Genomic DNA, 10347 nt, shown 5'->3' on the forward strand with positions numbered 1-10347 from the left:
CGCCTACAACATCTTCGTCGGCCTCATCATCCTCGCCATGCTCATCCTGCACGCTTTGCTGCAGAAGAACGCTGCAAGGGGCTGATCATGGAAGTTCTCCGGCTGCAGAATCTGCAAAAATCCTTCGGCAGCGTTCGGGCGCTGAAGAATGCGTCCTTTGCCCTCAAGGAGGGCGAGGTGGTGGCCTTGCTCGGCGACAATGGCGCCGGCAAATCGACGCTGATCAAGGCGATTTCCGGTGTGTTTCCGATCGACCGTGGCGACATCTATGTGCGCGGCGAGAAGGTCTCGATCCGCTCGACGCGCGATGCGATGGACCTCGGCATCGAGACCATCCACCAGGATACGTCTCTGGCGCCGGATCTCAGCATTGCGCGCAATCTTTTCCTTGGGCGCGAACCGGTCAAGCTGAAATGGCTGGGCGTGTTCGCGCCGCTCGATTTCGCCAAATTGCGCGATGCGGCGTCGGCGCTGTTGAAGCGCGTCGGCATCTCGAAAAAACTCGACGCCGATGCGCTGGTCTCGACGCTGTCGGGTGGCGAGCGGCAGTCGATCGCGATTTCTCGCGCCATGCAGTTCGCCGCCAAGGTCATCATCCTCGACGAGCCGACCAACAATCTCGGTGTCGAGGAAACCCATGGCGTGCTGCGCTTCGTCAAGGAGGTGCGCGACGCCGGTCATTCCGTGCTTTTGATCACCCACAACATCCACCACGTGTTCCAGGTCGCCGACCGCATCATCGTCATGCGCCGCGGCGAGATCGTCGCCGAGCAGACGGTTGCCGATACCGATCTCCTGACGGTGGAGAGCATCATCACCGGCGCCGATATGTCGGCCCTGCTGAAAGAGACGAGAGCGAAGTGAAGAAGTTGGCCGTCACATGGTAGAACTCTACGGCAAGACGCTTTCGCGCCGGCAGGTGTCGGAACGTTCGGGCATGCTGTCGCAATTTGCCGGCGTGCGGCTGATGACGCTTGGCGATGGGGTGGAACGCGGCATCCGCATGCTGGAGTTCCGTACCGGCACGGGGCTGCGCTTCACGACGCTGGTCGACCGGGCGCTCGATATCGCCGATTGCGACTTCAAGGGCCAGGCGATCGGCTGGCATTCGCCGAGCGGTTTTCGCCACCCCGGCCTGCACGATTATGAGGGGGAAGGGGGACTCGCCTGGGCGCGCTCGTTTTCAGGCCTGCTTGTCACCTGCGGCCTCGACCACATATTGGGCCGCGAAGAGGTGCCTGCCGATAGCTACAACTACCCGGGCAAGAAGACCGTGATCCATTCGCTGCATGGCCGCGTCGGCACCATTCCAGCGCGGCTGACCGGCTATGGCGAGGCCTGGGATGGCGACCGCTGCGTGCTTTGGGCCGAAGGCATCGTTCAGCAATCGGCGGTGTTCGGCGAGGATTTGCATCTGATCCGGCGTATCGAGGCCGATGTCGGCGGCAACGAGATCCGGCTGTCGGACCGCGTCGTCAACCATGGCTTCAATCGCACGCCGCACATGTATTTTTACCACGTCAATGTCAGCCACCCCTTGCTCGACGAGGGTTCGCGCTATCTGGCGCCGATCCGCGACGTCGTCTGGGCTGGCCATGCAGGCGAACGCTACGAGGCGCAGAAGGTCGGCTACCGCACCGTGCCGGCGCCGCGACTGGGCTTCAGCGAGCAGGTCTGGCAGCATGAGATGGCGGCGGACGCCAATGGCGAGGTGCCGGTGGCGGTGGTCAACGATCAGCTCGGGCTCGGCTTCGAAGTGATCACGCGCAAGGATCAGCTGCCTTGCGCCTACCAATGGCAGAATTTCCAGGCAGGGCAGTATGCGCTGGGCATAGAGCCCTCGACACACCATGTCTTGGGCAATCTCGCGGCGCGCGAGCGAGGCGAGATGATCTGGCTGGAGCATGGCGAAAGCCGTTCTTACGACGCGGTGTTCCGAGTGCTCGACGGCGCCGGCGCGATCGCGGCGGCCGAAGCAAAGATCGCGTCGATCGCCAGGCAGCCGCAACAGGATTATCCTGTGCCGTCGGGCAATTTCCCGGGATTGGCGGACAGGGCATGATGCGAAACGAATGCTCCGGCTGGCGGGCCGGAAATCGGAGGTCGATGTGATGGAGAAAAAGCGCGACTACAGCCTGGTCGGGGAAAGCACGCGCATCGCGATCGAGACCGGGCTGGCCTCGGCCGAGTGGTATCACACCGATGTGCCGCGCAAGGCGATGAAAGAGCTGATGCAGCGCTCGGACGGGCCGGCGATCCGCGACACGATCATCTGGATCGTTGCCATATTGGGCTCTGCCGCCGGGATCGTCTGGTTCTGGGGCACGTGGTGGGTGGTGCCGTTCCTGCTCGTCTATGGCGTGCTCTATGGCTCGTCCAGCGACTCGCGCTGGCACGAGTGCGGCCACGGCACCGCCTTCCGCACGCGCTGGATGAACGATGCCGTCTACCAGATCGCCAGTTTCATGCTGATGCGCAACCCGGTGACCTGGCGCTGGAGCCATGCCCGCCATCACACCGACACGATCATCGTCGGCCGCGACGCCGAGATCGCAGTGATGCGTCCGCCGGACCTGCTGCGCGCCGCACTCGCCTTCACCGGCATTCTCGATTTCCGCTATTCGCTGCCGTCGCTTGTGCGCAATGCGTTCGGCAGCATCTCGCCCGACGAGAAAAGCTTTATTCCCGAGATGGAGCTTCACAAGGTGGTCACAGCCGCGCGCTGGCATGTCGCCATCTATGCCGCGACGATCGTGCTGGCGCTTTATCTGTGGTCGTTCCTGCCGCTGGTGCTGATCGGCCTGCCGCGCCTCTACGGCAGCTGGCACATGGTGCTGACCGGCCTGCTGCAGCATATCGGCCTGGCCGATAATGTCACCGACCACCGGCTGAACACGCGCACCGTCTACATGAACCCGATCAGCCGCTTCATCTATTGGAACATGAACTACCATGTCGAACATCACATGTTCCCGATGGTGCCGTATCACGCGCTGCCGAGGCTCCACGAATTGATCAAGCACGATCTGCCCGAGCCGAACCCTTCGATGTGGCATGCCTATCGCGAGGTCTGGCCGGTGCTCATCAAGCAGCTTCAGTACGAGGACTATTTTCTCAAGCGTGAATTGCCGCCGACGGCCAAGCCATACCGGGACGAGTTCCATGCGCTGACCGTTCCGGCGGCGGCGGAATAGAGTTGCAGGAGACGAGAGATGGCCGACTGGGTTGAAGCGTGCGGCGTCGACGATGTCGAGGAAGAGGATGTCATCCGCTTCGATCATGGCGGCCGGACCTTCGCCATCTATCGCAGTCCCGATGACGAGTACTTCGCAACCGACGGATACTGCACGCATGAGAAGGCGCATCTGGCCGATGGGCTGGTGATGGACGACATCATCGAATGTCCCAAGCACAATGGCCGCTTCAACTACAAGACGGGCGTGGCTCGAGGCGCACCGGTATGCGTCAATCTCGCCACCTATCCAGTGAAGGTCGAGGCTGGCAAAGTGATGATCCAGATCGGCTGACCTGCCGCCGAATGCAACTGAGGGAACCCTTTTGATGAGCCGAAAAAGACCGACGGTGGCGGATTTGCGCGCCATGAAAGGCAAGCGCCAGCTGACCATGCTGCGCGTGCTGACGATGGACGAGGCAGAGGCCGCGGAGCGCGCAGGGGTCGACATCGTCTCGGTGCCGCCCGAACTGGTGCTCAACCCGCAATACCGGGACGCCGCACCCAGCCTGTTCACCATGCCAGGCGACAATTTCTACGAGATCGGCACGGCGGACGATTTCGTGCGCTGGGCTTTCCGGCTCTACAAGGCCGGCGCCGACGCGGTCTATTGCAGCGCCGGCTACGCCACGGTCAAGCGGATGGCCGATGACAATATCCCGGTGATCGGCCATGTCGGGCTGATCCCGTCACGGGCCACCTGGACCGGCGGCTTCAAGGCGGTCGGCAAGACCGCCGACACCGCCATGGAGGTCTTCGCGGCGGTGAAACAACTGGAGGCCGCAGGCGCCATCGGCGCCGAGATCGAGGTCGTGCCGGTCGAGGTGGCCAAGGCGATCTCGGAACGCACATCCTTGATCATGCTGTCGATGGGGGCGGGCACCGGTTGCGATGCGCAATATCTGTTCGCCGACGACATTCTCGGCCAGACCCGGGGCCACATGCCTCGCCATTCCAAGGTCTATCGCAATTTCGCCGCCGAATATGATCGTTTGCAGGCCGAGCGCATCGCCGCGTTCTCGGAGTATGTTGCCGATGTCAACAGTCTCGCCTATCCCGAAGACAAGCATGTGGTGCATATGGATCCGGCTGAGCTCAGCCTGTTCATGAAAAGGGTCGACAGGGCGTGAAATCTCAAGACAATAATGCGACGGACGACGCCGCGCCGGTTCATATTCTTACGCTTTCCTGCGAGGACCGGCCGGGGATCGTCGCCGCCGTCACGGCGGAGCTTGCCGCGACCGGCGCCAACATCGCCGAAAGCAGCCAGTTCTGGGACCGGCAGACCAATCGCTTTTTCATGCGGATCGCCTTCATCAGCCCGCCAGGCTCGACCAGGGACAGCCTGGAGCGGGCCTTGAAATCAAGTGTCGACCGCTTCGGCATGAAGACCGCGCTCGTCGATCAGGGGCGCCGCCCGAAGATCATCGTCATGGTCTCCAAGTTCGACCACGCGCTTCTCCATCTGCTGTACCAGATCAGGGTCGGCTGGCTGAACGCGGAGGTTGCCGCCGTCGTCTCCAACCACGAGGATGCCCGCCGCTTCGCCGAGCTGGAAGGCATTCCCTATCACCATTGGCCGACCACCAGGGAGAACAAGGCCGAACAGGAACAGAAGCTGCTGGACCTGGTGCAGCGGACAGGGGCCGAACTGGTCATCCTGGCGCGCTACATGCAGGTCTTCTCGAAAGGCCTGTCGGACCGGCTGTTCGGACGGGCGATCAACATCCACCATTCCTTCCTGCCGAGCTTCAAGGGCGCCAAGCCTTATCACCAGGCCTTCGACCGCGGCGTCAAGCTGATCGGTGCGACGGCGCATTACGTCACCTCCGACCTCGACGAGGGCCCGATCATCGATCAGGAGACCGAACGCGTCACCCATGCGATGAGCGCTGAGGATTTCGTCGCCGTCGGGCGCGACATCGAAAGCCGGGTGCTGGCGCGCGCGGTCAAGCTGCATCTAGAAGCCCGCGTCATGCTCAACGGTCACAAGACCGTCGTCTTCTGAGAAGCCGCGTCAGCCGGCCAACTGCCGCCGGCGAGCGCGGCGTAGAGCGCTTCGGCGTCGATGCCGAGCGGCCGGTCCTCTTTCAGCATGGGGACGAGCGAGCGTATCCCCGTGTGAATTGCGGCGGTGCGTGGCGCCAATGTGAAGCCGTCGCGCAGGTCGATGGCCTGTGCGGCGGCCATCAGTTCGAAGGCGATCAGGCGGCGCCACAGCGCGATCATCCCGGCGCATTTTGCCACCGCCAGAGGTGTCTGCGTGGCGTGATCCTCGACGCCTTCTGAAACCGGAAGAAAGTCGAGCATCACCGGATTGGCCTTGTGGCGGATGGCGGCCAGGATCGACGTCACCGTCTTCTGCAACGGTACGAAGCCGGCCGAGGCGCCGCCGACCGGTGACAGATATTTAGGCAGGCCATTGCGGCCCGAACCGGTGAGCTGGATGAAGCGGGCTGCACTTGCGGCGGCACATTGGGCGATCGCCAGGCCGAGCGTCTCGAAGGCGAGCGCTATCGACGCGGTGTGGAAATTGCCGGTCGACAGCACCAGTTCGTCGTCGCCCAGCACCAGCGGGTTGTCGGCGGCGGCGTTGAGCTCGATCTCGACAGCCTGTCTCGCCTGACCGATCGCCTCGATCAGCGCGCCATGGATCGACGACATGCAGCGGATCGACAGCGGGTCCTGCAAAGTGGTCGGCGCCGGCGCCTCATCTCGGACGAGCAGATCGTGCAGCACCTTGGCTGCTTGCTGCTGGCCTGCCGCCGGGCGCGCCATATGCAGGCGCGGGTCGAGGATGGTGCGGTTGGCGCCAAAACCTTCCATAGTCAGAGCCCCGGCCTGCTGCTGCTGGGCAAGAGCCGACAGCGCATCCGTCACCGCAAGTGCGGCGCTGCCGGCGGACACCGCCGAAGCGTTGATCAGCGATAGCCCGTCCTTCGGCGCCAGGCTGATGGGGGCGAGGCGCGCCATCATCAGCGCCTTGGCCGCCGGCATGCGACGGCCCTGATAGTCGGCTTCGCCTTCGCCGGTGAGCATGCGGGCGAGTGCTGTCATCAGCACCAGGTCGCCGGCGCCGATCGAGCCGAGTGACGGCATGACGGGATGGACGTCGGCATTGAGGGCGTCGACCAAAGCGACGAAGACGGAAGGCGACAGGCCGGAGCCGCCGACCGAGAGCATCGCGGCGCGGGCGGCCATGGTTGCCCGCACGGCTTCAACCGGCAGCACCTCGCCGACGGCGCCGCTGCGTCCTTCAAGCAACTGGCGCTGGAAGGCGCCGGCGTCGCCGTCGACCGCGGTGCCGAGATTGGCGCCGAGCCCGGTGTTGAGGCCATAGATTTGCTGGCCGGACGCGGCGGCCTGGTCGAGCACTTTTCGTGTCTTCTCGAGCCTGCCAATGACATCGGGTCCAATTTCCACCTTGCGCCCATCGCGGGCGACCGCAGCGACATCGTCAACGCCGACGCCGGTTCCGGTGAGGACGAGCGCGCTCATGCGAAACGCAGCCGCTGGCCGATGCCTTGCACTTGGGCCTTGGCCAGCATCGCCTTGCCCAGCGCAATGTCGGACAGCGACAGGCCGCGATGCCAGAACAGGATCGTTTCGGCGTCGCTTTCGCGCCCGGCTTTCAGACCGGCGGCAATCTGGCCGAGCTCGGCATGCAGCGTCTTCTCGCTCAGCCGCCCGGTCTCGACATGGGCGCGCAGCGAGCCGAACTTGCCACCCTTGCACTGGCCCCAATCGTCGACGACCATTTTCTGCATGATATCGGTCAATGACAGTTCCACCGCGCTCATGGTGCCGTAGGGCACGACCAGCGCGCCGGGCTTGATCCATTCGGTCTTCAGCAATGGCTGCGGCTCCGGCAACCGCGAGGCCTCGACGACAATGTCGGCGCCCTCGATGCAGCTTTTCCAGTCGGCGACCGCCGTCACCGTCTTGCCGAGATCGGCGGACAGTCTGGCGGCAAAACCGTCGCGGCTTTCCGGACGGCGCGAATGGACGCGGATCTCGTCGAAATCGAAGAGATAGTCGAGCAGGCGCACATTCCAGTAGGCGGTGCCGCGCGCGCCGATATGGGCCAGCACTTTGGAATTCTTTCGCGCCAGATGCCTGGCGCCGATGGCGGTGATGGCGCCTGTGCGCATGTCGGTGATGACGGTGGCGTCGAGGATGGCGCGCGGCGCGCCGGTGCGCGGGTCGAACAGGTTGAGGATGCCGAATTCGGAAGGCAGGCCATGCAGGTAATTGTCGACATAGTCGCCGACGATCTTGACGCCGGCCGTGTCGAGCGGCGCTACGTAGCCGCGCAACACGTTGAAATGGCCGTGGAAGGACGGGTCCGGCTCGAAATGGACGCGCGGTTCGATCACCGTCTGGCCCTTGCCTTGCGCAACCAGGCCAGCCTCGACGGCGGCAATGATTTCGCCATCGGTCATGGCAAGGGCGTCGATGTCGAGAGCATTGAGGTAGTCGATGTAGATGGGCTTCATGTTACGCGGACACTTTCCTCGGCCACCCCGTTCATCCCATAGCAGGCCAAGGCGGGACACGAAAGTTTGTTGCGAGGTCTCTGGACGCCGCAGGTGAGATGCTGTTCAAACCGGTTCCGTCATGACAGCCGTTCCCGAGACCGCAACCTTATCCGAAACGGCCACCAATGCGCGGCGCGTGGCGCTGATTGTCGCCATCGCTTTCTTCATGCAGTTTCTGGATTCGACGATCATCTCGACCTCGCTGCCGCAGATGGGGGCTTCCTTCGGCGTGTCGGCGGTGGCGATCAGCATCGGCATCACGGTCTACATGCTGACCATGGCCGTATTCGTGCCGCTGTCGGGCTGGCTCGCCGACCGGTTCGGCGCACGCAATATCTTCCTGCTGGCGATCGTCCTGTTCACCCTGGCCTCGCTTGCCTGCGGCGTCTCGCAAAACCTGACCCAATTCGTCGCCGCACGTGTCGTGCAAGGGCTCGGCAGCGCGCTGATGACGCCGGTCGGGCGCATCCTGGTACTGCGTAATGCGTCGAAGTCGGAGCTGCTGAACGCCACGGCACTGATCACCTGGCCGGCGCTGTTTGCGCCGGTGATCGGGCCGGTGCTCGGCGGCTTCATCACCACCTATCTGTCCTGGCACTGGAATTTCTTCATCAACATCCCGCTTGGCGTGGTCGGGTTGGTGATGGTCGCCCGCTTCATTCCGGGCGATCGCGAAGCCGACCCCAAGCCGCTCGACTGGCCGGGTTTTTTCCTGACATCGGCGGGGCTTGCCTTGCTTCTCTATGGCCTTGAACGCATCGCGCACCCGGAGGACGGCGTTCTTCCGACGGTGCTGCTGGTCGTAGCCGGCATCGTCATCGGCTGGCTGGCGGTGCGGCATCTCAGGCGCGTGCCGCATCCGCTGCTCGATCTCTCCTCGTTCAAGGTGCTGACCTTCGCCATCTCGACGCTTGCCGCCGGCACCATTTTCCGGGTGGCGATCAACGCCACGCCATTCCTGTTGCCGCTGCTGTTCCAGGTCGGCTTTGGCCTCTCGTCCGTCGATGCCGGCTTGATGATCCTGGCCTATTTCCTCGGCAATCTCGGCATGAAGACGGTGACGACACCAACGCTGCGCCGTTTCGGCTTCCGGTCGGTGCTGGTTGTCAACGGCCTGATCGCTTCGGCGGCGATCATGGCATGTGCTGCGATCTCACCGCAGACGCCGCAAGCGCTGGTGGTGGCGTTGATGCTGATCGCCGGCCTGTCGCGCTCGATGCAGTTCACCGCGCTCAACACACTGGCCTTCGCCGACATCGATGCGGCGCAACGAAGCTCGGCGGCGACGCTGTCCTCGATGCTGCAGCAGGTGGCGATGCTGTTCGGCGTCGCGGTGGCGGCGGCGATCCTCAATTTGTCGCAGATCGCCAGGGACCGGCCGGCCCTCGATCTTGTGGATTTTCGAGTGGCCTTCCTCGCGATCGGCGCCATCGGGCTGGTGGCGGCGTTGCGTTTTCTCGTGCTGCCGCCAGGTGCGGGCGCGGAGGTTTCCGGCCACTCGCCGGGAAATTGAGATCGATTTTTCCGCCTGATGCGGAGATAAATTCCGTCTTGTCCTTTCGCCTTGGTGCAGCCTTTTCGCGAGTGGCGGCTATGGCGCAAGCAATTGCCAAAAGTGCAGAGTTTTCCGAGCATTGCGCCAGCTTCGGCAATCGATGCGTCCATTTGGCAAATATCGCTGCCGGCCGGGGTTCCGAGCGCGGATTCATTTGACGAACCGGCGTTGGGCCGATTAGCGTTCTTTCCCAGGGATGGCAGCGCTGCCATCGGGGCAAACGCATACATGAACACGATCGGCTGGCCGAATTTCAGGAGCCTGAATCAGGAAGGCATTGTCTTTGCCATAGCGGTGGTGCTGTTCGTTGCAGCGGCCATAGGCCTGCCAGGTTTCATCGACCCCAACAATCTCGTCGCCATCGTCCGCTCGGTGTCGGTGCTGGGCATCCTTGCGCTCGGCATGGCCGTCGTCATCATCGGACGCGGCATCGACCTCTCCGCCGTGGCGATCATGGCGATGTCTGTCGCCTGGTATCTGCAACTTCTGAATTCGGGAACGCCGGACGGGCTGGCCTTCGCCTATGTGCTGGCCGGTGTGCTGGCCATCGGCCTGCTCAACGGCTTTCTCGTCGCCTATGCCGATGTGCCCGCGATCTTCGTGACGCTGGCGACAGGCTCCTTCGTCTTCGGCTATGTGCGCTCGCAGCTGATCACGCAGGATGCGGTGCCGGTGCCGCAGGACCATTGGGTCGAGCTGCTTGGCGGCCTGCGCTTCCTCGATATTCCGGTCGAGGTGTTCGTCTTTGCCGGCCTCGCCTTCCTCTTCTTCCTGTTCCTGCGCTACACCAAATGGGGCCGCTACATCTACTTCGCCGGCGACAATCCGGTTGCCGCCCGCAACATCGGCATTCCGGTGCGGCCGATGCTGGTGCTGCGCTATGTGCTTTCCGCTTTCGTCGCACTGGTCGCCGGCCTGCTGACGGCGGCGAGCCTGCATTCGATCAACACCCGCGTCGTCAATTCGACGCTGCTCTACGACATCGTGCTGGTCGCCGTGATCGGCGGCATCGGCCTTTCGGG

10 protein-coding genes are annotated in these 10347 nt (G+C 63.5%); 8 read left to right on the top strand and 2 right to left on the bottom strand.

Features of this window, described 5'->3' with window-relative positions; genetic code table 11:
- Positions 1-81: 81 nt before the first annotated feature.
- Genes EOD15_RS20125 through purU form a run of 6 tightly spaced genes read left to right on the top strand, consistent with a single transcriptional unit; the run spans position 82 to position 5240 of the window.
- Positions 82-864 carry an ATP-binding cassette domain-containing protein gene (locus EOD15_RS20125; RefSeq protein WP_164761550.1) on the top strand — a complete coding sequence of 261 codons (783 nt, stop codon included), beginning with the start codon at positions 82-84 and terminating at the stop codon, positions 862-864.
- A gap of 16 nt (positions 865-880) precedes the next feature.
- Positions 881-2062 (top strand): aldose 1-epimerase family protein, encoded by a 1182-nt coding sequence (locus EOD15_RS20130; protein WP_127408761.1) that lies wholly within the window; start codon positions 881-883, stop codon positions 2060-2062.
- Between the two features lie 49 nt (positions 2063-2111).
- Positions 2112-3194, top strand: a complete 1083-nt coding sequence (locus EOD15_RS20135) for a fatty acid desaturase family protein (protein WP_245463719.1) — start codon at positions 2112-2114, stop codon at positions 3192-3194.
- 18 nt (positions 3195-3212) lie between these two features.
- On the top strand, positions 3213-3527 hold the full coding sequence (locus EOD15_RS20140) for a MocE family 2Fe-2S type ferredoxin (RefSeq protein WP_013530832.1): 315 nt from the start codon (positions 3213-3215) through the stop codon (positions 3525-3527).
- A gap of 34 nt (positions 3528-3561) precedes the next feature.
- On the top strand, positions 3562-4362 hold the full coding sequence (locus EOD15_RS20145) for a 3-methyl-2-oxobutanoate hydroxymethyltransferase (protein ID WP_127322432.1): 801 nt from the start codon (positions 3562-3564) through the stop codon (positions 4360-4362).
- Positions 4359-5240, top strand: a complete 882-nt coding sequence (gene purU / locus EOD15_RS20150; protein ID WP_127322431.1) for a formyltetrahydrofolate deformylase — start codon at positions 4359-4361, stop codon at positions 5238-5240. Before EOD15_RS20145 ends, purU begins: the two co-directional genes overlap by 4 nt.
- Here the strand turns inward: purU and hutH are convergent.
- Positions 5219-6730, bottom strand: coding sequence for a histidine ammonia-lyase (hutH, locus tag EOD15_RS20155; protein WP_127322807.1), 1512 nt, complete (start codon positions 6728-6730; stop codon positions 5219-5221). The two genes, purU and hutH, sit on opposite strands and share 22 nt — an antisense overlap.
- Positions 6727-7728, bottom strand: a complete 1002-nt coding sequence (locus EOD15_RS20160; RefSeq protein ID WP_127322806.1) for an ornithine cyclodeaminase family protein — start codon at positions 7726-7728, stop codon at positions 6727-6729. The genes hutH and EOD15_RS20160 overlap by 4 nt, the downstream gene beginning before the upstream one ends.
- A gap of 121 nt (positions 7729-7849) precedes the next feature.
- Between EOD15_RS20160 and EOD15_RS20165 the strand changes: the two genes are divergently transcribed.
- Positions 7850-9283 (top strand): DHA2 family efflux MFS transporter permease subunit, encoded by a 1434-nt coding sequence (locus EOD15_RS20165; protein WP_127408762.1) that lies wholly within the window; start codon positions 7850-7852, stop codon positions 9281-9283.
- A gap of 270 nt (positions 9284-9553) precedes the next feature.
- A partial coding sequence (locus EOD15_RS20170; protein WP_148129592.1) for an ABC transporter permease occupies positions 9554-10347 on the top strand: 794 nt, incomplete at its 3' end.

This window comes from Mesorhizobium sp. M7A.T.Ca.US.000.02.2.1, from assembly GCF_003996995.1.
In the GTDB taxonomy this organism is placed as follows: Bacteria; Pseudomonadota; Alphaproteobacteria; order Rhizobiales; family Rhizobiaceae; genus Mesorhizobium.

Coding starts and splice junctions, on each gene's coding strand:
- EOD15_RS20165 (WP_127408762.1), top strand. CDS start 7,850: ATGACAGCCGTTCCCGAGACCGCAACCTTATCCGAAACGGCCACCAAT.
- hutH (WP_127322807.1), bottom strand. CDS start 6,730: ATGAGCGCGCTCGTCCTCACCGGAACCGGCGTCGGCGTTGACGATGTC.
- EOD15_RS20145 (WP_127322432.1), top strand. CDS start 3,562: ATGAGCCGAAAAAGACCGACGGTGGCGGATTTGCGCGCCATGAAAGGC.
- EOD15_RS20130 (WP_127408761.1), top strand. CDS start 881: ATGGTAGAACTCTACGGCAAGACGCTTTCGCGCCGGCAGGTGTCGGAA.
- EOD15_RS20135 (WP_245463719.1), top strand. CDS start 2,112: ATGGAGAAAAAGCGCGACTACAGCCTGGTCGGGGAAAGCACGCGCATC.
- EOD15_RS20140 (WP_013530832.1), top strand. CDS start 3,213: ATGGCCGACTGGGTTGAAGCGTGCGGCGTCGACGATGTCGAGGAAGAG.
- EOD15_RS20160 (WP_127322806.1), bottom strand. CDS start 7,728: ATGAAGCCCATCTACATCGACTACCTCAATGCTCTCGACATCGACGCC.